This is a genomic window from Acuticoccus sediminis (assembly GCF_003258595.1).
GTDB lineage: Bacteria > Pseudomonadota > Alphaproteobacteria > Rhizobiales > Amorphaceae > Acuticoccus > Acuticoccus sediminis.
Genome location: NZ_QHHQ01000004.1, coordinates 367135 through 391868, shown reverse-complemented (window position 1 = coordinate 391868; position 24734 = coordinate 367135). Strand labels below are relative to the sequence as shown.

Annotated in this window: 27 protein-coding genes and 1 tRNA gene; 14 read left to right on the top strand and 14 right to left on the bottom strand. The window is 70.0% G+C overall.

Translation table 11 applies throughout. From position 1 onward, the window contains the following. Window positions 1-109: 109 nt before the first annotated feature. The 5 genes from DLJ53_RS19965 to DLJ53_RS19945 all read right to left on the bottom strand — a co-directional run bounded on the left by DLJ53_RS19965 (window position 110) and on the right by DLJ53_RS19945 (window position 4935). A complete protein-coding gene (locus tag DLJ53_RS19965; RefSeq protein WP_111348478.1) occupies window positions 110-871 on the bottom strand; it encodes a 2-keto-4-pentenoate hydratase in 762 nt (253 codons plus the stop codon). Then, window positions 868-2307: an aldehyde dehydrogenase family protein gene (locus DLJ53_RS19960; RefSeq protein ID WP_111348477.1), complete on the bottom strand. Its 1440-nt coding sequence runs from the start codon at window positions 2305-2307 to the stop codon at window positions 868-870. The genes DLJ53_RS19965 and DLJ53_RS19960 overlap by 4 nt, the downstream gene beginning before the upstream one ends. Before the next feature lie 154 nt (window positions 2308-2461). Continuing rightward, the gene (locus DLJ53_RS19955) at window positions 2462-3427 is read right to left on the bottom strand and encodes an aldose epimerase family protein (protein ID WP_111348475.1); all 966 of its coding nucleotides are present in this window, start codon (window positions 3425-3427) and stop codon (window positions 2462-2464) included. A 5-nt stretch (window positions 3428-3432) separates the two neighbouring features. Then, on the bottom strand, window positions 3433-4068 hold the full coding sequence (locus DLJ53_RS19950) for a LysE family translocator (protein WP_111348473.1): 636 nt from the start codon (window positions 4066-4068) through the stop codon (window positions 3433-3435). Between the two features lie 36 nt (window positions 4069-4104). Next, the gene (locus tag DLJ53_RS19945) at window positions 4105-4935 is read right to left on the bottom strand and encodes an NAD-dependent epimerase/dehydratase family protein (RefSeq protein WP_111348471.1); all 831 of its coding nucleotides are present in this window, start codon (window positions 4933-4935) and stop codon (window positions 4105-4107) included. A 97-nt stretch (window positions 4936-5032) separates the two neighbouring features. Between DLJ53_RS19945 and DLJ53_RS19940 the strand changes: the two genes are divergently transcribed. Continuing rightward, window positions 5033-5290 carry a GlsB/YeaQ/YmgE family stress response membrane protein gene (locus DLJ53_RS19940; protein ID WP_111348469.1) on the top strand — a complete coding sequence of 86 codons (258 nt, stop codon included), beginning with the start codon at window positions 5033-5035 and terminating at the stop codon, window positions 5288-5290. Between the two features lie 378 nt (window positions 5291-5668). Here the strand turns inward: DLJ53_RS19940 and gfa are convergent, their stop codons facing one another. From gfa to DLJ53_RS19900, 8 genes are all read right to left on the bottom strand, one after another. Then, the gene (gene gfa / locus DLJ53_RS19935) at window positions 5669-6241 is read right to left on the bottom strand and encodes an S-(hydroxymethyl)glutathione synthase (RefSeq protein ID WP_111348467.1); all 573 of its coding nucleotides are present in this window, start codon (window positions 6239-6241) and stop codon (window positions 5669-5671) included. Window positions 6242-6526: 285 nt separating this feature from the next. Continuing rightward, a complete protein-coding gene (gene pqqE, locus DLJ53_RS19930) occupies window positions 6527-7660 on the bottom strand; it encodes a pyrroloquinoline quinone biosynthesis protein PqqE (RefSeq protein ID WP_111348465.1) in 1134 nt (377 codons plus the stop codon). Continuing rightward, entirely contained in the window at window positions 7638-7925 is a 288-nt protein-coding gene (locus DLJ53_RS19925) for a PqqD family peptide modification chaperone (protein WP_111348463.1), read from the bottom strand. Before DLJ53_RS19925 ends, pqqE begins: the two co-directional genes overlap by 23 nt. Before the next feature lie 99 nt (window positions 7926-8024). Continuing rightward, the gene (gene pqqA, locus DLJ53_RS36695) at window positions 8025-8108 is read right to left on the bottom strand and encodes a pyrroloquinoline quinone precursor peptide PqqA (protein WP_111348461.1); all 84 of its coding nucleotides are present in this window, start codon (window positions 8106-8108) and stop codon (window positions 8025-8027) included. A 123-nt stretch (window positions 8109-8231) separates the two neighbouring features. Next, window positions 8232-9272 (bottom strand): LysR family transcriptional regulator, encoded by a 1041-nt coding sequence (locus DLJ53_RS19915; protein WP_111348459.1) that lies wholly within the window; start codon window positions 9270-9272, stop codon window positions 8232-8234. Window positions 9273-9395: 123 nt separating this feature from the next. Next, window positions 9396-10037: a uracil phosphoribosyltransferase gene (gene upp, locus DLJ53_RS19910; RefSeq protein ID WP_111348457.1), complete on the bottom strand. Its 642-nt coding sequence runs from the start codon at window positions 10035-10037 to the stop codon at window positions 9396-9398. Window positions 10038-10170: 133 nt separating this feature from the next. Further along, window positions 10171-11406: a URC4/urg3 family protein gene (locus DLJ53_RS19905; protein WP_111348455.1), complete on the bottom strand. Its 1236-nt coding sequence runs from the start codon at window positions 11404-11406 to the stop codon at window positions 10171-10173. A gap of 4 nt (window positions 11407-11410) precedes the next feature. Next, window positions 11411-12664 carry a GTP cyclohydrolase II gene (locus DLJ53_RS19900; RefSeq protein WP_111348453.1) on the bottom strand — a complete coding sequence of 418 codons (1254 nt, stop codon included), beginning with the start codon at window positions 12662-12664 and terminating at the stop codon, window positions 11411-11413. 171 nt (window positions 12665-12835) lie between these two features. Here DLJ53_RS19900 and glk point away from each other — a divergent pair, with 171 nt between their 5' ends. After that, window positions 12836-13882, top strand: coding sequence for a glucokinase (gene glk, locus DLJ53_RS19895; protein WP_111348451.1), 1047 nt, complete (start codon window positions 12836-12838; stop codon window positions 13880-13882). Window positions 13883-14001: 119 nt separating this feature from the next. Continuing rightward, window positions 14002-14076: transfer RNA gene (locus DLJ53_RS19890), tRNA-Gly, on the top strand. Between the two features lie 430 nt (window positions 14077-14506). Here the strand turns inward: DLJ53_RS19890 and DLJ53_RS19885 are convergent. Next, window positions 14507-14860: a hypothetical protein gene (locus tag DLJ53_RS19885; protein WP_111348449.1), complete on the bottom strand. Its 354-nt coding sequence runs from the start codon at window positions 14858-14860 to the stop codon at window positions 14507-14509. A 190-nt stretch (window positions 14861-15050) separates the two neighbouring features. On the opposite strand from DLJ53_RS19885, the gene DLJ53_RS19880 reads away from it, so the two are divergent. The 11 genes from DLJ53_RS19880 to DLJ53_RS19830 all read left to right on the top strand — a co-directional run bounded on the left by DLJ53_RS19880 (window position 15051) and on the right by DLJ53_RS19830 (window position 24733). Beyond that, entirely contained in the window at window positions 15051-15887 is an 837-nt protein-coding gene (locus tag DLJ53_RS19880; protein ID WP_111348448.1) for a universal stress protein, read from the top strand. Window positions 15888-16068: 181 nt separating this feature from the next. Continuing rightward, on the top strand, window positions 16069-17052 hold the full coding sequence (locus DLJ53_RS19875; RefSeq protein WP_111349093.1) for a zinc-dependent alcohol dehydrogenase family protein: 984 nt from the start codon (window positions 16069-16071) through the stop codon (window positions 17050-17052). Window positions 17053-17241: 189 nt separating this feature from the next. Beyond that, window positions 17242-19104 carry a PHA/PHB synthase family protein gene (locus DLJ53_RS19870; protein ID WP_111348446.1) on the top strand — a complete coding sequence of 621 codons (1863 nt, stop codon included), beginning with the start codon at window positions 17242-17244 and terminating at the stop codon, window positions 19102-19104. A gap of 8 nt (window positions 19105-19112) precedes the next feature. Further along, window positions 19113-19889, top strand: a complete 777-nt coding sequence (gene fabI / locus DLJ53_RS19865; RefSeq protein ID WP_111348444.1) for an enoyl-ACP reductase FabI — start codon at window positions 19113-19115, stop codon at window positions 19887-19889. Window positions 19890-19892: 3 nt separating this feature from the next. Beyond that, the gene (locus DLJ53_RS19860) at window positions 19893-21320 is read left to right on the top strand and encodes a bifunctional enoyl-CoA hydratase/phosphate acetyltransferase (protein WP_111348442.1); all 1428 of its coding nucleotides are present in this window, start codon (window positions 19893-19895) and stop codon (window positions 21318-21320) included. Then, the gene (gene atpD, locus DLJ53_RS19855) at window positions 21317-22741 is read left to right on the top strand and encodes a F0F1 ATP synthase subunit beta (RefSeq protein ID WP_111348440.1); all 1425 of its coding nucleotides are present in this window, start codon (window positions 21317-21319) and stop codon (window positions 22739-22741) included. The genes DLJ53_RS19860 and atpD overlap by 4 nt, the downstream gene beginning before the upstream one ends. Beyond that, window positions 22738-23187: a F0F1 ATP synthase subunit epsilon gene (locus tag DLJ53_RS19850; protein ID WP_111348438.1), complete on the top strand. Its 450-nt coding sequence runs from the start codon at window positions 22738-22740 to the stop codon at window positions 23185-23187. The genes atpD and DLJ53_RS19850 overlap by 4 nt, the downstream gene beginning before the upstream one ends. Further along, the gene (locus DLJ53_RS19845) at window positions 23184-23471 is read left to right on the top strand and encodes an AtpZ/AtpI family protein (RefSeq protein WP_111348436.1); all 288 of its coding nucleotides are present in this window, start codon (window positions 23184-23186) and stop codon (window positions 23469-23471) included. The genes DLJ53_RS19850 and DLJ53_RS19845 overlap by 4 nt, the downstream gene beginning before the upstream one ends. After that, window positions 23468-23806 (top strand): N-ATPase subunit AtpR, encoded by a 339-nt coding sequence (locus tag DLJ53_RS19840; RefSeq protein ID WP_111348434.1) that lies wholly within the window; start codon window positions 23468-23470, stop codon window positions 23804-23806. The genes DLJ53_RS19845 and DLJ53_RS19840 overlap by 4 nt, the downstream gene beginning before the upstream one ends. Continuing rightward, window positions 23799-24491 carry a F0F1 ATP synthase subunit A gene (locus tag DLJ53_RS19835; RefSeq protein ID WP_111348432.1) on the top strand — a complete coding sequence of 231 codons (693 nt, stop codon included), beginning with the start codon at window positions 23799-23801 and terminating at the stop codon, window positions 24489-24491. The genes DLJ53_RS19840 and DLJ53_RS19835 overlap by 8 nt, the downstream gene beginning before the upstream one ends. Then, on the top strand, window positions 24488-24733 hold the full coding sequence (locus tag DLJ53_RS19830; protein WP_111348430.1) for a F0F1 ATP synthase subunit C: 246 nt from the start codon (window positions 24488-24490) through the stop codon (window positions 24731-24733). The genes DLJ53_RS19835 and DLJ53_RS19830 overlap by 4 nt, the downstream gene beginning before the upstream one ends. Window position 24734 lies beyond the last annotated feature (1 nt).

Sequence of the window (24734 nt, the reverse complement as noted above, 5' to 3'; positions counted from 1 at the left end):
ATGGTGATGGCGTTCGGACCACTCCGGCTCCGGGCGAGCCCGGGATGGTCCGGCATTCGCGCCAGGCGTCGGGTGCCGCCCGGACGATGTCCGCCGCGGCAGGGCGATCCTAGCGGTTGCGCAGGGCCGGGACCTGACAGGACACGCTGCCGAATCCCTCGAAGGTCGCGGTGATGGTGCCCGGCCCGGTGCGGGTCGGCTTGGTGTGGGTGCCGGTGGTGATGATGGCGCCCGCCTCCAGGACGTGACCGCGCGCGGTCGCGAATTGGGACAGGAAGGCCACCACCTCGAACGGGTTCGGCCGCCAGTCGGCCGGGAGCGGGTCCAGCATCGTGCCGTCGCCGAGCTGGAGCGTCAGCGGGCCGGTCGCGACGGTCGGGACCTCCGCGATCGGCCGCAGCTCGCCGATCACCAGCGCGTTGGACGAGTTCATGTCCGCGATCACCGCCTTGGCGCCCATGGACGGCTTGTCGGCGTAGCGGCTGTCGGCCATCTCGATGGCGAGGCGGTAGCCGGCGCAGGCGGCGCGCACCTCGTCGGCGCTGACGGGCTTGGAGATCGTCGAGGCGAGCTCCAGAACGACTTCGGCCTCCGCCTCCGGCGAGAGGAAGCGATCGCCCCCGAAGACGGTGCCGTCGGGGAAGATCATCCCTTCCAGGAGCGGCGAGACGGTCGGCTCGGTCAGCCCGGAGGCGGCCTGCGCGGGCGGGACCGTCTGCGCGAGCTTCCAGCCGGCGATGGGCTGGCCGAGGCGGGCGCGCATCGCGTCCTGGATCTCGTAGGCCGCCGCCACGTCGGCGGGCGGCTCGGCGAGCTCGGTGAGGGGGCCTCCGGAGACGAAGGCGGCGGCGAGGCGTTCAGCGTCGGTCATGCGAGTTGGTAAGCCGTTTTGACGGTGGTGTAGAATTCGGCAGCATAGCGGCCCTGCTCACGCGGGCCATAGGACGACCCCTTGCGCCCGCCGAACGGCACGTGCGGGTCCACACCTGCGGTCGGCAGGTTCACCATGACCATGCCCGCCTCGGCGTTGCGCTTGAAGTGCGAGGCGTACTTGAGGCTCGTCGTGCAGATGCCGGACGACAGGCCGAACCTGGTGTCGTTGGCGACCGCGAGGGCCTCGTCGTAGTCCTTCACGCGCAGCACCGTGGCGACGGGACCGAAGATCTCCTCGCGGTTGATGCGCATGTCGTTGCTGGTCTCGGTGAAGAGGGCCGGCTGCAGGTAGAAGCCCGGCGTCGCGCGGTTCAGCCGCTCGCCGCCCCAGGCGAGCCTGGCGCCGTCCTCGCCCCGGCCGATCTCGATGTAGTTCATGTCCGTGTCGAGCTGCTTGGCGTCGACGACGGGGCCGATGTGCGTGCCGTCCTTGCGCGCGTCGTCCACCGAGAGGGACTGCAGCTTCGCGATGGTGGCCTCGACGAACCTGTCGTGGATCCCCTCCGTCACGATGAGGCGCGAGGAGGCGGTGCAGCGCTGGCCGGTGGAGAAGAACGCCCCGTTGACGGCGCAGTCGACCGCGATGTCGAGATCGGCGTCGTCGAGGATGACGAGCGGGTTCTTGCCGCCCATCTCGAGCTGCACCTTGCGCATGTGCTCGGCGCACTTCATCGCGACGTGCTTGCCCGTCGCCACCGAGCCGGTGAACGTCACCGCGTCGACGTCGGGGGAGGAGAGGATCGCCTCGCCGACCACCGAGCCCTTGCCCATGACGAGGTTGAGGACACCGTCCGGCAGGCCCGCGCGCTTCAGGATGTCGGCGAGCGCCCAGGCGCAGCCCGGTACCAGCTCCGCCGGCTTGATGACGATGGTGTTGCCGTAGCAGAGCGCCGGCGCGATCTTCCAGGCGGGGATCGCGATGGGGAAGTTCCACGGCGTGATCATGCCGACGACGCCCATCGGCTCGCGGGTGATCTCGATCTCGACGCCGGGACGGATCGACGGCACCTTCTCGCCCGCGAGACGAAGGCACTCGCCGGCGAAGAAGTCGAAGATCTGGCCCGCGCGGCCGGCCTCGCCGATCCCTTCCGCGAGCGTCTTGCCTTCCTCGCGCGCCAGCAGGTCGCCGAGCTCCTTGGCCCGGGCGAAGATCTCCGCCGCGGCCGCCTTCAGGATGTTGTGGCGCACCATGACGTTGGTGCGCGCCCACGACGGCGCGGCCGCCTTCGCGGCGGCGATCGCTGCGTTGGCCTGCGCCGCGTCTCCCTGCGCGTAGCGGCCGATCACGTCGTTGGTGTTGGACGGATTGATGTTCTCGGTAATGCCGGGACCCTCGGTCCACTCGCCCCCGATGAGATTGCTGAACGTGTCCATATTGACCCTTTTGACTGCCGGGCCCGCGGGCGGCGCGCGGCAGATGTATTAGTGTTTCTAGGTCTGTTCCCTCGTGGAGGTAGCGGACACGCCAGAGCGTGACAAGGCAAGGTGAATTGCCATGCGTCTTCAATATTAAACGGGATCGGGGCCTTTAGCGGGGGACGATCGTGATCGACGTCGTCTGCCGGTACGGGAACTCGGGCGTCGCGATGACGCCGGGGAAGTGCTCGTGGTTCACGGCGTCCGGCCAGTCCTGCGCCTCCAGCGCGATCGCCGAAAGCGGCCCGTACAGCGCACCGCCGAGACCCGGGACGGGAATCTCCGGCATGTCGAAGGCGTTGTAGACCTGGAGGCCCGGCCGGTCGGTGGACAGGACCAGCGTCATGTCGCGGCCCTCGAGCGTTGCAGCGGGGGCACGTTCGGCGAGGCAGAAGTTGTCGTCGAGCTCCATCTCGCCGATGGCCCGGGGGGTCATGAAGTCGAACTCGGTGCCGGCCACCGGCATGATCTCGCCGGTCGGGATGTTCGCCGCGTCCGTCACCGTCATCTCGTGCGCGGCGATGTGGAGGACGTGGTCGGCGACCGGGCCGCCGAGCGCGTAGTAGGAGTGCTGCGCGAGGGCGATCGGCGTCGGCCGGTCCGGCACGCCGGTCATGTTGAAGGTGACGGTGGGCCCGTCGACGGTGACATCGACCGTGAAGTGGACGGTGCCGGGATAGCCCATCGCGCCGTCCGGGCTCGTCAGGGCGAGGCGGGCGGCGCGGCCGTCCGACTCGAGCGACCAGAGCTGCCGGCCGAGGCCCTCCGAGCCGCCGTGCAGGTGGTTGCGGCCCTCGTTCCGGTCGAGCTGGTAGGTCTCGCCGTCGAGGCGGAGGCGGCCCTCGTGGACGCGGTTGGCGAGGCGGCCGGCGATGATGCCGAAGGAGCGGCTCCATTCGGGGTAGGGGGCGAACGTGTCGAAGCCGAGCGTCGCCTGCATGGGGCCGCGCGGTCCGTTCACCTCCCAGCTCTGCACCACGCCGCCGTAGGAGAGCAGCGCGAGGCTGATCGTCTCCGAGCGCAGCACCGTGCGCAGGACGGGGGTGCCGCGATACTCTCCGAATCGTTCGATCGTCATGGTCGTTACCGTTGCGCTGCAGCGAGGAGGCCGGCGGCGCCGATCATGGTGCCGCCGGTGATGCGGTTGGCCCAGCGCAGGCGCGAGGCGGTGAGCTTCAGCCGCCGCAGCGAGGCGCCGGCGCCCGCGTAGCCGCACGCGAAGAGGAACTCCACCACCAGGTAGAGCGCGCTCAGCACGATGAACTCGGCTGCCGTGAAGCCTGCCGGGGAGAGGAACTGCGGGATGAAGGCGGTGAAGATCAGCATCGACTTCGGATTGCTCATCGCCACCCAGAACGCCCGCCGCGCCAGCGTCAGAGGCGTGCCGCTGGGGACGGGGAGGCCGTCGTCGCTGACCGGTGCGCGCCACATGGAGATGCCGACCCAGACGAGATAGGCGACGCCGAACCACTTGATGACCGTGAACGCCGTCTCGGACGCGGCGACGACGGCGCCGAGGCCCACCGCGACGAGGACGATGAGGACCGCGAAGGCCGTCATCCGCCCGCACAGGCTGACGACGGTCGGGCCGAAGCCGGAGCGCATGCCGTAGCTGAGCGACAGGAGGTTGTTGGCCCCGGGCGTCGACGCGACGAGCGCCGCGGCGGGGATGAAGACCGCGAGCGTCGCGGGGTCGGGGAGGAGCGCGTCGAAGGTCATCTCGGTATCACGTTGCGCCCGGGGAAATGGCGTCGCTTACGGGCGGGGCAAGCGGGCCTTGAGAGTGCGGTCGAGGTCGCCGTCGAAGCCGTCGGCGCAGAAGGTGCCGCCCTGGAACAGGTCGCCCACCGCGTTCGGGCCGATCTTGGCCTGCTCGGCGAGGGCGAACGCCGCGTGGTCCTCCGCGCTGTGCCGGGGGACGTAGCCGAGCGCGGCGGCGGTGGCGTTGTCCCACCAGGCGCGCTCGTTGTGCGAGGCACCGTAGACGATGGCGTGGTGAATGTCCGGATGCTCGAGCCCGATGGTGATCAGCGCGGCGAGGTCCTCCGGGTGCATCCAGATGGAGAGGCGGCGGTGGTCGGCCGGCCGCTCGGCGATGTTGCCGATGCGGATCGACATGATGCGCATGCCGAACTTGTCCGCGTAGAGCGAGCCGAGCGCCTCGCCGAAGGCCTTGGAGACCCCGTAGAGCCCGTCCGGCCGCACCGCCTCGTCGATACCGATGCGCCGGGTGCGCGGGTAGAAGCCGCAGGCATGGTTGGAGGAGGCGAAGATCACGCGGCCCGTCCCCGCCGCGCGTGCCGCGTCCAGGATGTTGTGGTAGCCTTGGATGTTGGCTGCGTTCACCGTCTCCCAGTCCGCCTCGACCGATTGGCCGCCGAGGTGGATGAGCCCGTCGGCGCCCGTCATCAGCGCGTCGAGGGAGGGGCGGTCGGTGAGGTCGGCGGTGACCCAGCGCTCGCCGTCTGCCAGATCGGCGGGTTCGGCGCTGCGGTCGGAGAGGACGAGCGTGTAGCGGTTGCGCAGCAGCGGGCGGAGCATGGTCGCGACGCCGCCGGCCGCTCCCGTCATCACGATCGTCTTCATGGGTCTTGTGCAACCTCTGAGCTGTTTGTCCGTTGAACTACGCCGGCCGGGCATCGGGTGCAATGCGAGCGTCCCGGCATGATGGAGGAGGACGAAAATGGATGTGAACGGCGTCGGGATGATCACGGCCATCGTGATCGGCGGTATCGCGGGCTGGCTGGCCGAGAAATTCATGCGCAGCGACATGGGCATCGTCATGAACATCGTGCTGGGTATCGCCGGCGCGGTGATCCTGAATGCGATTCTGGCGGCTCTGGACACCGGCTTCGGTCAGGGTGTCTTCGCGTATCTGATCACGGCGGTGATCGGGTCCTGCCTGCTGATCGCGGGCGGACGGGCGATCCGGGGAGGCTAGCCGGGCCCGCCCGGCGGTCGTCCGCCGGGAGCCACGCTCGCCGCCCGGCCATCGCGCCTCGCCCCGCCGATGTTCGGCCCGGCCGGCGCGACGGGAGAGGGCGCCACGACGTGCCGGGGCGCTGGCCGGGTGCGGTGTTTGCCGCGCCTTGGCCCGACACGCCCCGCGGCACGCGGGACGGTCTGTGAGGAAAAGGCCGGTTGGCGACAGCCGGCGCGAAAACGGCCGCCGGGCGCGGGCATTGGCCCACGCCGGCGGCCGTTCGTCGTTCTGGCCGTCGTCCGATGCGCCCTGGCGGCGGGGGCACGGTGGCGCGTACCAGCGCCTTGGAGCCCAGGAGCCCGCGCGACGGACCCCTTCGTGCCGCGCCCGGCGCGGCTAGGCCGCGAGCTTGCCGTTCTGTTTGGCCACGTGGGTCGCGATGGCGTCCATCAGCGGCGGTGACAGGCAGTCGTACGGCGTCAGCGACAGCTCGGTCAGCCGCGAGCGGATCTCGTCCATCCGCGACGGCGGGAAGCCGGACTCGATGATCGACGAGACGAAGGCGGCGAACTCAGGCGGCGACCAGCCGCCGGAGTCGGACAGCTCGGTGTGGACGAAGTCGAGGCCGTAGAACGGGTGGTTGGTGTTCTCGATCCGGCCGTACATGTGGGTGCCGCAGCCGGTGCAGGCGTGGCGGACGATGGCGGCGCTCGAGTCGACCGGCTTCAGCTTCTCGGGATGCGCGGTGACGGAGAGGTGATCGCGCGGGACGACGGCGACCATCGAGAAGTTCGCGCCCGCAGGCTTCCAGCACTTCGTGCAGCCGCAGACGTGGTTGTGCGCGGTGTTCGAGGTCAGCGTGACTTCGACCTTGTCGGTCGGGCACTTGCAGTAAAGCTTGCCGCCCGAAAAACCCGGGCTGCCCGGCTGGACCCCGTGATCGACGGATGGATGGATCGACACAGCCATGAGCGAACGTCCTCCCAAATGGTATTTATTGTGCGGTCATGCCAGTAAGACGCGCGCCTGCAATGCAGTCTCGGCGACGCACGAAGTATTAGCGTTCCGACCCTAAAGCCCGGCTCAGCTGTCGGGGAGCGAGACAAAGGTATTAGGGGCCAGCCCGTCCGAATTCGGTCGCACGCGAATAAAATGGTTGCCTCATATCAACGGCCGAGACCCTGTGCGCGGCGGAGAGCGCGCCGTCCGGGCGGGCGGTGCCGCGCGGGCAGCCGGCGGCGAGGGCGGCCGGTGTCAGCCGCGCTCGTAGCGGCGCCAGCGGAACAGTGTGTCCGGAGCGCTGACGGCCGCCTCCAGCGCGGCGTCGAGCGCAGCGCGGTGGGGGGAGAGGACGCACACCGGGTCGGTATTGGCCGCGTCCCCCGTCACCATCATCGCCTGACAGCGGCAGCCGCCGAAGTCCTCCTCCCGCCGCGCGCAGGAGCGACAGGGGTCGCGCATCCAGTCCGTCCCGCGGAAGCGCTGGAATGCGGGCGAGGCGCGCCAGATCTCGGCGAGCGGGACGTCGCGGACGTTGTCGAACGTGAGATCGGGGATGCTGGCGGCGGCGTGACACGGCAGCACGTCCCCGGACGGCGAGACGGCGAGGAACTCCCGTCCCCAGCCGCTCATGCACGGCTTGGGATAGCGCGCGTAGTAGTCAGGGGCGACGTAGTCGATGGCGAGCGTGCCGCGCAGCCGCTCGCGGGCGGCCTCCACCACCTTGCCGGCGTGCTCCACCTGGTCCGGCCGCGGCATCAGCGCGGCGCGGTTGGCGAGGGCCCAGCCGTAGTACTGGGTATTGGCGACCTCCAGACGGTGCGCGCCGAGCTCGACCGCGAGGTCGATCATCAGCTCCACATTGTCGAGGTTGTGCCGGTGGACGACGGCGTTGAGCGTCAGCGGCAGCCCGCGCTCGGTGACGAGGCGGCAGGCGGCGCGCTTCTTCTCGTACGCGCCCTTCATGTTGGTGATGCGCCCGCAGCCCTCGGCGGTGGCGTCCTGCAGCGAGACCTGCACGTGGTCGACGCCGGCCGCGACCAGCGCGTCGGCCTTCTCCGGCGTCAGGGTGACGGCGGCGGTGATGAGATTGACGTAAAGGTCCGCCGCGCGCGCCTCGCGCACGATGTCGACGATGTCCCGACGGACCAGCGGCTCGCCGCCGGAGAGGTGGAGCTGGAGGGCGCCGAGCGCCGCCGCCTGCCGGAAGACGCGGCCCCATTCGGACGGCGTCAGCTCCCCCGACGGCGCCTCGAGGGCAACGGGGTTGGAGCAGTAGGGGCACTGCAGCGGGCACTTGTGTGTGACCTCGGCGAGGAGGCCGAGGAGGATCGGCGTGTCGGCCGCGGCGGGGCCGGCCGGACGCTCAAGCGTCGACGCGTCGGACATAGCCTTGCTCCACGAGCCCCATGACGAGCGGCGAAAGATCCGCCTCGATGACGTCGACGGGCGCGTCGTATTCGTCAGCGAGCGCGTCGATGACGGCGCCGTAGCGGGTCGGCGCGGCGAGCCGTTCCAGTACCTCGACCGTCGTGGGGCAGGGGTAGAGGACCTGCTCGGGCACGAGGAGGACCCATTGGCCGCGGATCTCGCAATGCTTCAGCCGGGCCCACGTGGGGCGCACGAGAATGTCGCTGGCGGAGAGTGGCGTCATCGCAAATCAGCCTCGACGGCGTGCCGCGGCAGGGCGTAGCGGGGCCGCCGCTCCCGGTAGACGCCCGTCATGGACGCGGCCGGGCGCGGCGGCAGGAACTCAGAACGTCGGGTTGACGTAGGCCGTTACTTCCATGCCGGCCGGCTTCTGCTGGATGGCGGGTTTGGTCCAGATCTTCTTCATGGTGCATCTCCCTAGTTGTCGACGCCGGTCGTTCGACCAGGTCCAGGTTAATCTCTCGTCCGGCACCGCGCCTCGCAAGTGATAGCGTCCATAGGGCGCGCCTATGCGGCGGCGCTCGCTGCGTCACGGTCCCGTAGGCGCTGCATATAGTTTCGACCCTGAATGATCCGCCGACGAGAGGCCGCAATTGCGCACGAAGGCCGGAATGGGCCGGGTTTCCAGGGCTTCCAGTCCCGACGCGGCGTCCTTCAGCGCCGCTTCCAGCGCCGCGATGCTCGGCAGGCGGGCGGTCTGGAAGGGGGTTAGCAAAACCGTTTGCCGCACCGGTAGACCAAGGTCGTAGAGCGTCACGTCGAACAGGAGGCGGGCCCCCTGGCGCACCGAAAGTTCCGGCACGATGGCGACGCCCTGGCCCTCCTCGACGAAGGCAAGCGCGCTCTCGAAGGTGCGGCAGCGCAGCGTCGCCTCAGAGCCCGGCAGGAGGCGGTCGTACCAGGCGGTGACGCGCGCGGTATGCTCGCTGCCGAAGGCATAGCGTGCGGTGCGGCTCATGGTGGCGCGCGCGTCCTCCGAGAGGCCCTGCGCCAGCGAGGTGACATCCGTCAGGTCCGGCAGGTCGCGCGGCACGGCGAGGAGCTGGCGGTCGCCGATGATGGGCACGGTGCGCAGGCCCTGCCCGGTCCCCTCCGAATAGTCGGACATCACCGCCGCATCGAACAGGCGGCCGTTGAGCTGCTCGCGCGCCTCCCGGGGCGTCACTTCGGCGAGGTCGAGGAGATAGCCCGGGTGGTCCCGCCTCATCCGCGCGAAGGCCGGCGCCACGAGGTTGCGGGCGAGGGAGGGCAGCGCGCCGACGGTGAGCTGGCTGCGCACCCCCTCGAAATATTCGCCGAGTCCGGCGCTGGCGCGGTCCACCGCCTCCAGGATGCCGCCCGCCTCGGCGAGGAGGAACTCGCCCGCCGGGGTGAGGCGCAGCTCGTTGTTGACGTAACGGATCAGCTTGCCGCCGATCATGTGCTCCATGCGGGAGAGCTGCTGCGAGATCGACGGCTGGCGCACGTCGAGCTGCTTGGCCGCACGCGTCAGCGACCGCGACTGCGCGACCGCCCAGAAGATCTGGAGCTGACGCAGCGTGAACTGATGCGATGTGTCCTTGGAGTCCATCGCCCAAGCATGGATGCACACGTGACCGCGCACAACTGTCGGGCGACGGATCGGTACGGCCGCCACGGCACCGACAATGGCCGGGCTTGACGCGGCGCCCGGCCCATGCCGCCGGGCGGCGGCCTACTTGGTGCCGAACATCCGGTCGCCGGCATCGCCGAGGCCGGGGACGATGTAGCCGTGATCGTTGAGGCATTCGTCCACCGCGGCGGACACGATGGGCACGTCGGGGTGGTGGCCGGAGAGGTTCTCCACCCCCTCGGGCGAGGCCAGCAGGCAGACGAACTTCATGTCCGTCGCGCCGGCCTCCTTGAGGCGGTCGATGGCGGCGATGGCGCTGTTGGCGGTCGCGAGCATCGGGTCGAGCACGATGACGCGGCGGTTGCCCATGTCGTCCGGCGCCTTGAAGTAGTACTCCACCGCCGCGAGCGTGTTGGGGTCGCGGTAAAGGCCGACGTGGGCGACGCGGGCGGCCGGGACGAGGTCCAGCATGCCGTCGAGCAGCCCCTCGCCGGCGCGCAGGATGGACGCGAACACCAGCTTCTTGCCCGTCAGCATCGGCGCCTGCATCGCCTGGATCGGGGTCTCGATGTCGACGAGCTCGAGCTCCAGGTCCCGCGTCGCCTCGTAGCACAGCAGCATCGCAATCTCCCGCAGGAGCTGGCGGAAGCTCGCCGTCGAGGTCTCCCTGCGGCGCATGATCGTCAGCTTGTGCTGCACCAGCGGGTGGTCGATGACGGTCACGTTGGGGTGGGTAGTGGGCATTCGCGAGAGGTCTCCAGGGGGCACCGCGACGGGCGGGGCGCTCGAAATCAGAGCGCGGGAAATCCGACCATAGCGGGCACGGCATGGCAATCGGCCGCGCCCGCCTGTTCCGGGCGTAGGCTGCCGGGACGGACTAAAAGACCGTCCCGTCGCTGACGATGGCGATCGGCGGGGTCCTGTCGGGGCGCGCCTCGGCCGCGAGGAGGCGGCCGGTCGCCCAGGTGCCGCCCTCCAGGATCGCGGCCAGCGGCAGCGCCTCGGGCGTCGCGTCGAGCCGCTCGCGCACCATCGGGGCGAGGCGGTCGAGGAGCGTCACGGTCGCAGCCCGCCACTCGACGATCAGCGGGTGATCGACGGGAAGCGGCGCGGTCTGCGGCTCGCGAAGCCGGAGCGCGCCGCCGTCCACGAAGAGGCCGCCGTTGCGGTACTCGGCAAGACCGGGCAGTGCATCGAGGTCGACGACGTCGACGCCGCGGATCACCAGCGGTTCGATCAGCGACAGCGACAGCCAGGTCGAGAGCTTGTGGAACGGCACGATGTCCGAGCCGGGAGTACCGTCGCCGAGCGCCGGGTGGCGCCAGGCGTCGCCGAGGGCGATGCCGCCGAGCTCCAGCCGGCTCGGCCAGATCGGGGCGAGGCCCTCGAGCACCATGTCGAGGATCGCGCTCGCCGGCAGCTCGCCGTCCTCCGCCTCGGCGGCGAGGGCGTCGATGAGGCCGCCCGGGCGCGGGTCGTCCTCGGTGGCGAAGAGGTCGGGCGCGGCGCGCGTCGCCTCGGCGAGCCGGGCGAGCAGCTCGCGCCGGCCCTCCGCCCCCTCGAGCGGGTTGTCCGGGGTGATCTGGAAGCCGGAGGCGAACTCCTCCGCGCTGACGAGCTCCAGCGCGGCGGCGTCGGCGCGCAGCGGATCGGCCGGGACGGCCGAGAACGAACCGGCGGCGAACATCGCGAACGAGGCGAGCGCCAGACCCTCCGAGCGGCCCGCGACCTCGCCCGTCGCCGCCTCGCGGTAGCGCCAGGCGGGACCGGCACCGGCGTCCAGCAGGACCGACACGATGGCGAGGTCGCCCATCGCCCGGGCGGCCTCCTCGGGCGTCGACCACGCACGCGCCGCGGCAAGGCTCGCGAAGCGGTCGAGGCCGGGGCTCTCGAAATGCCGGAAGCGGGCATGGAGCGGCACGGCGAGGTCCGGGTAGCGCTCGCGCGTCACCGCGGCGACGCGGTCCGCGATCGCCGGCATGGCGGCCGGGTCGAAACTGAAGTGCTCCGACGACCCGTTCTCGATCCGCGAGAACAGCATCGCCGAACGCTCGCGAACGGCCGTCGCGGACAGGAGGTAGCGCGCCGCCTCCAGCTCCGCCGATTCGGTCACCGCATCACTCATCGATGCCGCGGCCCTTGACCGTCGCGAGGTCCGATGTCGCGCCGGTCTCGGAATAGTAGCCCGCCGCCTTCTTGGCCTCGATCTCCACCGAGGCGTCCGCCGGGATCAGCTCCGGCGGGATCGACACGCGCTCGCCGATCTCGATCCCCGAGCCGACGATGGAATCGTACTTCATGTTGCTCATGGAGATGAAGCGGTGGATCTTCCTGATGCCCAGCCAGTGCAGCACGTCCGGCATCAGCTCCTGGAAGCGGGCGTCCTGGACGCCGGCGACGCATTCGGTCCGCTCGAAGTACTCGGCCGCCGTGTCGCCGCCTTCCTGGCGCTTCCTGGCGTTGTAGACGAGGAACTTCGTCACCTCGCCGAGCGCGCGGCCCTCCTTGCGGTTGTAGACGACGAGGCCCACGCCGCCGCGCTGCGCCTCGGCCACGCACTCCTCGATCCCGTGGATGAGGTAGGGCCGGCAGGTGCAGATGTCGGAGCCGAAGACGTCCGACCCGTTGCACTCGTCGTGCACGCGGCAGGTGAGGCGCACTTTCGGGTTGGCAAGGTCCGCCGCCTCGCCGAAGATGTAGACGCTGATCGAGCCGATCGGCGGCAGGAAGGCCAGCAGGTCCGGCCGGGTGACGAGCTCGGGGTACATGCCGCCCGTCTGCTCGAACAGGACGCGGCGCAGGCGCGTCTCCTCGACGCCGAACCGCGCGGCGATGCCGGGGAGGTACCACACCGGCTCGATCGCCGCCTTGGTGACCGCGACGTCGCCGCCTTCCTTCATGATCTTGCCGTCGATCGGAAGCCGCCCCTTGGCGACCGCCTCGTTCAGCTCGTGCATCGACAGGTGCGCCCGGGTGATCGCGATCGTCGGGCGGATGTCGACGCCCTCCGCGATCAGCGGCGCGAACGCCTCCGCGGCGATATGCCCGAACGGGTCGAGCGAGACGATCCGCTCCGGGTCGAGCCACTGCGGGTGCGGCCCGATCGGCACGACCGGCGACGTGTTGGCGAGATCCGGCCGCCGAATGGGATTGAGCGCGCCCGAGGTGACGGCCAGCGCGCGATAGAGGGAATAGGATCCGCCGTGCGTGCCGATGACGTTGCGGTCGGCTGTCTCGGTCACCGTTCCCACGATCGGCCCGCGCTCCATCGGATCCTTCGCGCCCCAGTGCAGCGGGAAGCGCAGGGCGCGTCCGTTGCCGGGGTGGGAGGTGAGGCGGATGTGGGTCTTGCGATTAACTGGATCGCCCATGCCGTGCTCCTGGGGCATTCGAGACGCCCGAGAATATGTGTCCTCGAACAAAAAATGCCCTGTCCTTAACTGGAAGGAAGGGCGCCACTTCGCACATCTACCCTAAAGGTTCCACAAATGGAATCGTCGCCAGACCGTTGAAGAAGCGAGCGCGTGCCGCAAAATGTGGTCATGAACATACCCCGCAGAAGATCGGGCGATATCCGCCCCCTGTCGTTCCCGGTCCTGATTGCCGACATTGGCGGTACCAACGCGCGGATGGCCGTGCTGCCGGAGGCGCATGCCCCGCTGCGCGACTTCCCGACGATCCGCACGTCCGACTTCCCGGATTTCGCCACCGCGGCGGAGGCGACCGTCCTCGACGCGACGTCGATCATGCCGCGTTCGCTGCTGATTGCGCTCGCCGGCCCCATCACCGGCGATCACGTCAAGCTGACCAACGCCGAATGGGACGTCCACCCCATCGCCCTCTGCCAGCGGCTCAATCTCGACACCGTCATCGCCTTCAACGACTTCGAGGCGCTGGCGCTGTCGCTGCCGTACCTGCGGGACGACCAGATCCAGCAGGTCGGCGGGGGCGAATCGCTGCCGCGCTCGCCGCGCGTGGTGATCGGCCCGGGCACCGGCCTCGGCGTCGCCGCGCTCGTCTACGGCGACAAGTGCTACACGCCGCTGGCCGGGGAGGGCGGGCACATCTCCATCGGTCCGGAGAGCGACCGCGACTTCGCCATCTGGCCCAACCTGGAGCGCTTCCACGGCCGGATCACCGGCGAGACCCTGCTGTCGGGCCGCGGCCTTGCCCGGATCTATCGGGCGATCGCCCGCACCGACGGCAAGGACCCCTGGTGCACCCAGGGCTCGGACGTCAACGAGGCGCTCGTCATGGGCGACGTGGTGGCGGAGGAGGCGGTCGACCTGTTCTTCACCTACCTCGGCCGCATGGCCGGCGACCTGGCGCTGATCGCGCTCGCCAAGGGCGGTGTCTACCTCGGCGGCGGAATCGTGCCGCGCTTCGCCGACCGGCTGGCGGCGAGCAGCTTCCGCGCCGCGTTCGAGGCCAAGGCGCCGCATTCGGACATCATGCGCGAGATTCCGACCTTCCTCATTACGGAGCCGAAGCCTGCGGTGGCGGGGATGGCGAGTTTCGCAACGCTGCCCGAGCGGTTCGCGCTCGACCTGTCGGGCCGCCGCTTCGGTCCCGAGGGCCTCGAAGGGTAGGCGGCGCCGGGAGAGAATCCACAGCCTGTGCAAAAGCTCTGCAAACAGGGCTTGCGCTCTCCCGGCTAATCGTCCATATGGCTGCCACGCAAGGCGCTGACGCGGCGCCGACGCAGGATGCGGGTGTAGCTCAGGGGTAGAGCACAACCTTGCCAAGGTTGGGGTCGTGGGTTCGAATCCCATCGCCCGCTCCAAACTCTCCAAAGATTTAGCCGACAATCTCCAAAGCGCATCCGGGCTCTCTGAGCGCCACGATGCATGCGCTCGCGCCAGCGGGTCATCGCCCGCCGCGATTGTCGCTTCCTTCCCATCTTCAGTTCGTACGCGGGTGTCGCACCCGACCGATTCGGGCGTCCGGCAACGGTCGATGCCACACCCATCGGCCGCCGCGGCGCCATGCCGGGCGGTTCTGCCAGCTTTCCGTTTTTGCGGGTCCGGTCGTCGCCGGGACGATACCCGGGCCCTGCGAACGCAGGGGAGCGGCGAAGACCGGGAGTCTCGTCAACGCGCCGGCACGCACGCGCCCGCGCGAAACGGCTGGGTGCCGTCCCGCTCGTTCAATCAGGGAAATTCGTCGCAGACCGTGATGGTGCCATCCGCGCGTCGGCCGATGGCGCTGCGCGACTACTCGAGGGGTGCGTTCGGACCGGCGGACTCGATTTCCATGTCGAGAAGCGCGCCCTCGGACATGTGGCCGAAGAAGTAGGGCATACGCTCCATCTCGCGCGTGTAGTCCAGCATCGTCTGGCGGCTGAACTCCATGAAGCACTCCATCGGCTCCATCCACCCGCTCGAGCGCGCCAGCGACAGCTCGAAATCGGCGTAGCGCTGCAGGCGGATGCTGACGAACCGTGCCGTTTCCCGCGTGATGTCGCTCGTCATCTGGCAGGCGGTCTTGGTCGCCGCTTCGATCGGTTCGACGGACAGCACGGGAAGTTCAGGCAGAAACGGAGCCTGGATATGATTGGTCGGCTTCATCGCTCACTCCTGTATCGGGGTCCCTTGGACCAGCCTCTCCGTTGAGTTCGTTAAGGCCGCGGCGTCCCGAACATGTCGGCCACGGCCGCCGGACTTAAACAACGTACAGTCGCTTGCTGCGTTGATGAACATCAAAGCCAATGTCTGAAGGCGGGTCTACCTAATAAATGAACTCGCCCTGGAGGCTACGATGGCAGCAGTGAAATCAATCCTCGTGCACGCAGAGAAGAGCGCCGCCGGCGCGGAACTCCTGACCGAGGCCGCGGCGTTCGCGCAGGCCCGCGACGCCCATCTCGTGGCGCTGACGGTCGGGGCCCAGCCGACCCTCGCCTACGCCGGTCTGCCGGACATCCCGCCGGACGTCTACGCGAGCGATCTGGCCGAGGCCCGTGAGGAGGTGAAGGCGACGATGAACTTCGTCACCGAGCGTCTCACGGCGACCGGTGTCTCCTTCGAGGTGCGCGGCACCGTCGTTCCCGCCGGCGAGGCGGGGCGCCAGTTCGCCCGTCAGGCGCGCTATGCCGACATTTCGATCTTCGCCCGCTCCGAGCTCGACCGCGACTGGCACGACCTCGTCGACGCGACGCTGTTCGAGAGCGGCCGGCCGCTCATCCTGTGCCCCGAGGGCGCGTCACTGAGCCGCATCGGAACGCGCGTCGCGATCGCCTGGCAGCCGGGCGCCGAAGCCTCCCGCGCGGTTCACGACGCCATCGACGTGATCCCCAAGGCCGAGGACGTCCGCATCGTCACCGTCGATCCGCGCGTCGGTGCCGGCGGTCACGGGGAGGAGCCCGGAACGGACCTCGCAACCGCGCTCGCCCGCCATGGCCTGCCGGTGACCGTGGATTCCATCCCGCGCGACAACCGTACGGTGGCGCAGGCGATCGTTCACCACGCCGAGGGGATCGACGCCGACCTGATCGTCTCCGGCGCCTACGGCCACTCGCGGCTGACCGAGATCATCCTCGGCGGCGTGACGCGCGACCTGATGGAGATCACCGACCGGCCGCTGCTGATGGCGCACTGACGGCTTCCATGGCGGGTGCCGCGGGGCGGCGAGCCCCGACGTCATCGCACGATCGGCCCGCCGGGCGCCTCGGCACGCGGCGGGCCAACGAGAGGACAGGATCCATGGACGGTCCCACCGCCACTTTCCCCGGACTGCCGCCGCTGCGCCCCATGACCCCCGGACCGGGGGCGGAGCGATGATGCGGGCGATGGTCGTGCGCGCGCCGGGCGAGCCGCTGGTGGAGAAGACGCGCGCGGTCCCGGAGCCGGGGCGCGGCGAGATCCTCATCGAGGTCAGCGCCTGCGGCGTCTGCCGCACGGACCTTCACGTGGCCGACGGCGACCTCACGCAGACGCGCTATCCGGTGGTGCCGGGCCACGAGGTCATTGGCCGCGTCCTCGCGCTGGGCGAGGGCGTCGACGGATGGTCCGTCGGCGAGAAGGTTGGCGTGCCGTGGCTCGGTTCGGCCTGCGGTCATTGCCCCTACTGCGCGATGCAGCGGGAGAACCTGTGCGACACGCCGACGTTCACCGGCTGCTCCCGGGACGGCGGCTTCGCCACCCACCTCACCGCCGACGCGGCCTTCTGCCTGCATCTCCCCGAAAGCCTCGACGACATCAGCGGCACGCCGCTCCTGTGCGCGGGCCTCATCGGCTACCGGTCGTACCGGATGGCGGGGGAGGGCCGGCGTCTCGGGCTCTACGGCTTCGGCGCCGCGGCGCACATCCTCGCCCAGGTCGCCGCCGGTGACGGGCGCGAGGTATACGCCTTCACCCGGCCCGGCGACACGCGCTCACAGGAGTTCGCCCGGTCGCTCGGCGCGGTCTGGGCGGGGGCTTCGAACGAGGCGCCACCGGCCGAGCTCGACGCCGCGATCCTCTTCGCTCCCGTCGGCGCGCTCGTCCCGGAGTCGTTGAAGCGGGTGCGCAAAGGAGGGCGCGTCGTCTGCGCGGGAATTCACATGAGCGACATCCCGGGGTTCCCGTACGCCGACCTGTGGGGCGAGCGGGAGATCCTGTCGGTCGCGAACCTCACCCGCGAGGACGGGCACGAGTTCTTCGCCCGCGTCGCCCGCGCGCCGGTCAGCGTCCACACCAGGACGTACCCGCTCGCGTCGGCGAACGCGGCCCTGGACGACCTGCGGCAGGGCGAGCTCGACGGAGCGGCCGTCCTCGTCCCGTGAGGTTGCCGCACGGACGGAACTGCGCGATTTTTCTATGATCCCAGCGCGGTCCTGATATGCGATTTCGTTAAAAGGCCACGGAACCCTGCACTATTGCCTCTGTGACGGTTCTGCGAATTGACCTCGGTCAAGGTCTGCGGCTGCCGAGCGGGTGCAGGGATCGAGGTCCTGGGAAGCCCGGAGTGCGCCATGTCCCAAACGGCCCGATCCACCCTCTCGCTCGTCTCGCCGGAGCCAGTCGATCACCCTGTCGCGCCGCACTCGCCCGATGCGGCGGGCACGCCCCCGCGGCACTCGCCCGAGACCCCGCCGACGGCGTCGCCGGACCGGCCGACCGTGTTCGACATGATCGACCGCTCGCTGCACGCCTCGGCGGCGCACCTGACGATGGGGCTCTCTCCCGCCGCGCTCGCCGGCGCCTATCTCGACTGGGCGGCGCACGTGTCGTTCTCGCCCGGCAAGCAGCTCGAGCTGATGACCGAGGCGGGCAGGAAGGCGACCGCGCTCGCCGACTATGCCGGCCGCGCGCTGATGGAAGGCGAGAAGGCCGAGCGGCCCGTCGCCCCGCTGCCGCAGGACTACCGCTTCGCCGAGGCGTCATGGCGCCAGTGGCCCTACAACATGCTGGAGCAAAGCTTCCTGACGGTGCAGGACTGGTGGCAGGACGCCACCACCGGCGTCCACGGCGTCACCCATCAGCACGAGCGGATGGCCGAGTTCTGCGCCCGGCAGATCCTCGACGCCTTCGCGCCCTCGAACATGCTCCTCACCAACCCCGAGGTGGTGCGCCGGACCTTCAACGAAGGCGGCATGAACCTCGTGCGCGGGTTCCAGAACTTCCTCGAGGACGCGCACCGCACCGCCGCGCATCGTCCGCCTCCCGGCACCGAGGACTTCAAGGTCGGCGAGGACGTCGCCGTCACGCCGGGCAAGGTGGTGTTCCGCAACCACCTCATCGAACTGATCCAGTATTCCCCGACCACCGAGACGGTGACGCCGGAGCCGATCCTCATCATCCCGGCCTGGATCATGAAGTACTACATCCTGGACCTGTCGCCGCATAACTCGCTGATCCGGTACCTGGTCGGGCAGGGGCACACGGTGTTCGCCATCTCCTGGCGCAACCCGGGCGCCGAGGACCGGGACCTCGGGATGGACGACTACGTCACCATGGGCCCGCTCGCCGCGCTCGACGCGATCGGAAAGATCGTGCCGGAACGGAAGGTCCACGCGGTCGGCTACTGCCTCGGCGGAACGCTCCTCTCCATCACCGCGGCCGCCATGGCGCGCGACAACGACGACCGCCTCGCGAGTGTCGTGATGTTCGCCGCGCAGACCGACTTCACCGAGGCCGGCGAGCTGACGCTCTTCATCAACGAGAGCCAGCTCTGCTTCCTCGAGGACATGATGTGGGAGTCGGGCTACCTCGACAGCACGCAGATGGCCGGCGCCTTCCAGATCCTGCGGTCGAACGACCTCATCTGGTCGAAGGTCGTGCGCGAGTACATGCTCGGCGAGCGCGCGCCGATGATCGACCTGATGGCCTGGAACGCCGACGCGACGCGGATGCCCTACCGGATGCACCGGGAGTACCTGCGCCACCTCTTCCTCGACAACGACCTCGCGAAGGGGCGCTACATGGTGTTCGGCCGGCCGGTTGCCGTCGGCGACATCCGCGTGCCGATCTTCGCGGTCGGGACCGAGCACGACCACGTCGCGCCCTGGCATTCGGCCTACAAGATCAACCTTCTCGCCGACACGGACGTGACCTTCGTGCTGACGAGCGGCGGCCACAATGCCGGCATCGTCTCCGAGCCCGGCCACAAGCACCGGCATTACCGCATCCGCACCAAGACCGAGACGGGCCACTACATCGACCCGGACAAGTTCGTGGCCGAGACTCCGGTGAAGGAAGGCTCCTGGTGGCCCGAGCTCTCCGAGTTCCTCACCGTCCATTCCGGCGAGCCGGTCGCTCCGCCGTCCATGGGCGCGCCCGCCGCCGGTCTCGCGCCGGTGTGCGACGCGCCCGGCACCTACGTCCTGATGCGGTAGGGGGATCCATGGCGCTCTCACTGACACCGCTCGCCGGGCGCAAGGGTCTCGTCGTCGGCATCGCCAACGAGCACTCCATCGCGGCCGGCTGCGCGGCGGCCTTCCGCGAGGCGGGGGCCGACCTCGCCGTCACCTACCTCAACGAGAAGGCCAGACGCTTCGTGGAGCCGGTCGCGACCGCTCTGGGCGCCGACCTCTTCCTGCCGCTCGACGTCGCGGACGACGCCCAGCTCGACGCCGTCTTCGCGGCGATCGCCGCGAAGTGGGGGAAGCTCGACTTCCTGCTCCACTCGATCGCCTACTGCCGCAAGGAGGACCTGCACGGGCGCGTGGTCGACACCTCCCGCGACGGCTTCGCCGAGGCGATGGACATCTCCGTCCACTCGCTGCTCCGGATGGCGAAGCGCGCCGAGCCGCTGATGGCGGACGGCGGGTCCATCCTCACCGTCAGCTACTACGGGGCGGAGAAGGTGGTCGACAACTACAACGTCATGGGGCCGGTGAAGGCCGCGCTCGAGTCGTGCGTGCGCTACCTCGCGGCGGAGCTCGGGCCGCAGGGGATCCGCGTCAACGCCCTGTCGCCGGGGCCGCTGATGACCCGCGCCGCGTCCGGTATCGCCCACTTCGACGCGCTGCTCGACGAGGCCCGCGCCCGCGCGCCGGAACGCCAGGTCGTCACCATCGAGGACGTGGGCGCGATGGCGCTCTACTACGTCAGCGATGCCGCCCGCCGCGTCACCGGAAACGTCGCCTACATCGACGCCGGCATCAACGTGATGGCCTGATCCATGGAGTACATCGAGAACAGGACGTTCGAGGAGCTCCAGGTCGGGGACAGCGCCGAGATCACGCGGACCCTGCGCCACGACGACATCGAGCTCTTCGCCGTGATGTCCGGCGACGTGAACCCGGCGCACGTGGACCCCGAGTACGCGGCGTCGGACATGTTCCACAGGGTGATCGCCCACGGGATGTGGGGCGGCGCGCTCATCTCGGCGGTGCTGGGAACGGAGCTGCCGGGGCCGGGGACGATCTACCTCGACCAGTCGCTCCAGTTCCGCCGTCCGGTCGGGCTGGGCGATACCGTGACCGTGCGCGTCACGGTCGCCGAGAAGTACCCCGACACCAGGCGGCTGAAGCTCGCCTGCGAATGTCTCAACCAGGAGGGCAAGCAGGTCATCGTCGGGGAGGCGCTGGTGATCGCGCCGTCCGAGAAGGTCCGGCGCCCCCGCGTCACGCTGCCGGAGGTCCACCTCCACGAACGCGGCGCACGCCACCGCGAGCTGGTCAAGCTCGCCGCGCCGTACGAGCCGATCCGCGTCGCGGTGGTCCAACCGGTCAACGCGGCGTCGCTGCACGATGCGCTGGACGCGAAGGAGGAAGGGCTGATCGAACCCGTCCTCGTCGGCCCGGAGGCGAAGATCCGCCGGGCCGCCGAGGAGATCGACCGCTCGCTCGACGGGGTCACGCTGGAGGCGGTCCCGCACAGCCATGCGGCCGCGGCGCGGGCGGTGGAACTCGCCCGCACCGGCAAGGTCGACGCGCTGATGAAGGGCGCGATCGCGATGGACGAGCTGATGGACGCGGTGCTCGCACCCGAGGCCCTCGCCACCGAGCGGCGCGCGAGCCACGTCCACGTCCTCGACGTGCCGACCTATCCGAAGCCGCTCCTCATCACCGACGCGGCGCTGCTCGCCTACCCCACGCTCGCCGACAAGCGGGACATCGTGCGCAACGCCGTCGACCTCGCGAAGTCTTTGGGGATCGAGGCGCCGAAGGTCGCGATCCTGTCCGCGAGCGAGGTGGTCGACCCCAGGATTCGCTCCACCATGGAGGCCGCCGCGCTCTGCAAGATGGCCGAGCGGGGACAGATCGCGGGGGCCGTCGTCGACGGGCCATTGGCGTTCGACAGCGCGATCTCCCGCAAGGCCGCCGCGGCGAACGGCGTCGCCGGTCTCGTGGCGGGGGACGCCGATGTCCTGGTGGTGCCGGACCTCGAGGCGGGGACCCTTCTGGTGAAGGAGCTGGTGCACCTCGCGGGCGCGGACTCGGCGGGGATCATCCTCGGTGCGCGCGTCCCGGCGATCATCCCGGGGCGATCCGACGGGGCGCTGCCGAGCCTCGCGTCCGCCGCGCTCGCCAAGCTCTACCTGCATCGCGGCGACCATGGCACCGCACTTGCCAGTGGGGATCCCTCGCGGGAGGATGCCGCATGAGCGATGAGGCGACGGGACGTGTTGTGGCGGTGCGCGGCGCGGTGATCGACGTCGCGTTCGACGGCCCCTTGCCGCGGATCGACGATGCCCTGACCGTCGCCTGGGACCAGCCCGAGCCGCTGGTCGTGGAGGTCGCCGCCCATCTCGACGAGCATACCGTGCGCACGGTCGCCCTCGCGGCCACCATCGGCCTGAGGCGCGGCACGCCGGTCGTCCCGGTCGGCGGCCCGATCGAGGTGCCGGCGGACGAGGCGGTGCTGGGCCGCCTGCTCGACGTGATGGGCACGGTGCGCGACGGCGGTCCGCCGCTCCCCGAGGGGATCGCGCGCAAGCCGATCCACCGCCCGGCGCCCCCGCTCGACAAGCGCACCGCCGCGACGAGCGTCTTCGAGACCGGCATCAAGGTGATCGACCTCCTCGCTCCGCTGCCGCAGGGCGGCAAGGCGGCGATGTTCGGCGGCGCCGGCGTCGGCAAGACCGTCGTCGTGATGGAGCTGATCCACGCGATGGTGGAGAGCTACGCCGGCATCTCCGTCTTCGCCGGCATCGGCGAGCGGTCCCGCGAGGGGCACGAGCTCCTCAACGACATGAAGGGATCGGGCGTCCTCGACCGCTGCGCCCTCGTCTTCGGCCAGATGAACGAGCCGCCGGGGGCGCGCTGGCGCGTCGGTCTGACCGCGCTCACCATCGCCGAGCACTTCCGGGACGAGAAGAAGCAGAACGTGCTGCTCCTGATGGACAACGTCTTCCGCTTCGTTCAGGCGGGCAGCGAGGTCTCCGGCCTTCTCGGGCGCCTGCCGTCGCGCGTCGGCTACCAGCCCACCCTCGCCACCGAGATCGCCGAGCTGCAGGAGCGCATCGCCTCCGTCGAGGACGCGTCGGTGACGGCGATCGAGGCCGTCTACGTGCCCGCCGACGACTTCACCGACCCTGCCGTCACCGCGATCTCCAACCACCTCGACTCGATGATCGTCCTGTCGCGCGCCATGGCGGCGGAGGGGATGTATCCGGCGGTCGACCCGCTCGGGTCCTCCTCGGTGCTGCTCGACCCCACCGTGGTCGGTGCCGAGCACTACCGCGTCGCGCAGGACGTCCGCGCGACCATCGCCCAGTACCGCGAGTTGCAGGACATCATCTCGCTCCTCGGCATCGAGGAACTGTCCGTCGCCGACCGCCTCGCCGTCAACCGCGCGCGCCGGCTGCAGCGGTTCCTGACGCAACCCTTCTCCGTGACCGAGGCGTTCACGGGAATGCCCGGGCGGTCGGTCAAGCGCGCCGACACGGTGGCCGGCTGCCGCGCGATCCTCGACGGCGAGTGCGACGACTGGGACGAGGGCGACCTCTACATGATCGGCAGCCTCGACGAGGCGCGGGCCAAACACGCCGGCAACGGGCACGCCGGGGAGACCAGGGCGGCATGAGGCTCCTGATCACCACCCCCACGCAGATCGTCGTCGACACCGAGGCCGTCTCCGTGCGCGCCGAGGACGAGACGGGGAGCTTCGGCATCCTGCACGGACACGCCGACTTCCTGACGGCGCTCACCGTGGGCGTGGTGACCTGGCGCGGCACGGACGGTGCGCGGCACCACTGCGCGGTCCAGCGCGGCGTCTTCTCCGTCACCGGAGGGACCGACGTGGCCGTCGCGACGCGCGAGGCGGTGGTGGCGGACGACCTCGGCCACCTGGAGCGCGAGGTCCTCGCGACATTCGCCCAGCGCCTCGACGAGGAGCGCACCGCCCGCACCGACAGTCTCAAGCTCCAGATGAAGGCGATCCGCCAGATCGTCGCCAACCTCTCCGCCCGCCCCGGCGATGTGCTGGGGCACGACGTGACGGGCCGCGGTGTCGCCGGGGGGCCGGGATGACCAAGGCCGAGGAGGATCCCACCCAGGGCCTCGCCGCCGGTGCCCGGCGCCGGCACGAGCGCGAGCGCCGCTGGTACAGGGAGGGCGAGCCCTCGATGATGCGCCAGGTCGGGCAGATCGGCCTCCTGGGATGGATCGTCGTCGCGCCGACGCTGCTGTTCCTGTTCGTCGGCCGGTGGCTCGACCATCTCGCCGGCACCCAGATCTTCTTCTCCGCCCCGCTGATGATGCTGGGGCTCGCGGCCGGCTGCTGGTCGGCCTGGCGCTGGATGCACCGGCAATGACGCTCAACGCCGAAACGCTTCACATCGCCGGCCTGGCGGCGGGGTTCTTCGCCCTCGGCATCGCCATCGGCGCGGCGCACTTCCTGTCGCTGCGCACCAGCGTGCGGTGGATCACGTCCGGCCGCGTCCTCGCACCCGTCGTTCTGCAGGTCGCCCGCCACGCGGTGCTGATCGCCGCGCTCTTCGCGATCGTGCGTCTCGCCGGCGGGGTCGCCCTCGTGGCCGCCGCGGCGGGCGTGCTCGCAACGCGCGCGCTCCTCATGCGGCGGGAACGGCGCGCGGGGGAGGCGGCGCTCGCCGCCGAGACGCTTCGGCAGGAGCGGTCGCATGGATAGCACGCCCCTCGTCGCCAAGGTCGACTTCTGGATCGGCACCGTGCCGATCACCGAGCCGGTGGTGATCACCTGGTGCATCATCGCCGTGCTCGCCGGCGGGGCCTGCCTCGTCACACGGCATCTCTCGCTGGTTCCGGGCACGTGGCAGACGGTCCTGGAACTCGTCGTCGGCGTCATCGACGACCAGATCCGCGTCACGATGCGCGCCGAGCCGGAGCCCTACCGCGCCCTCATCGGTACGCTGCTCATCTTCATCCTGACGGCGAACTGGTCGTCCCTCGTCCCCGGCGTCGAACCGCCGACGGCGCATGTGGAGACGGACGCCGCGCTCGGCCTCATCGTCTTCGTCGCGACGCTCGGCTTCGGCATCAAGGAGCTGGGCCTCAGGGGCTACCTCGCCACGTTCGCCCAGCCGACGATCCTGATGATGCCGGTGAACCTCGTCGAGGTCTTCACCCGGACCTTCTCGATGATCGTGCGTCTCTTCGGCAACGTGATGAGCGGGGTGTTCATCATCGGCATCATCCTCTCGCTCGCCGCGATCCTGGTGCCGGTGCCGCTGATGGCACTCGATCTGCTGACGGGGGCGGTTCAGGCGTACATCTTCGCCGCCCTCGCCATGGTCTTCATCGCCAGCGCCCTCGAGGAGGGCCGGCAACAAACCGACAGGAGTGACACGCCATGAACTGGGTCGAGATCGCCAGCATCATCGCGGCCGGTATCGCGGTCTCCGCCGGAGCGATCGGGCCGGCGCTCGGCGAGGGACGGTCGGTCGCCGCCGCGATGGACGCCATCGCCCGGCAGCCGGAAGCCGCGGGCACCATCTCGCGCACGCTCTTCGTCGGCCTCGCCATGATCGAGACGACGGCGATCTACTGCCTCGTCGTCGCGCTGCTGCTCCTGTTCGCGAACCCGTTCATCGGCTGAC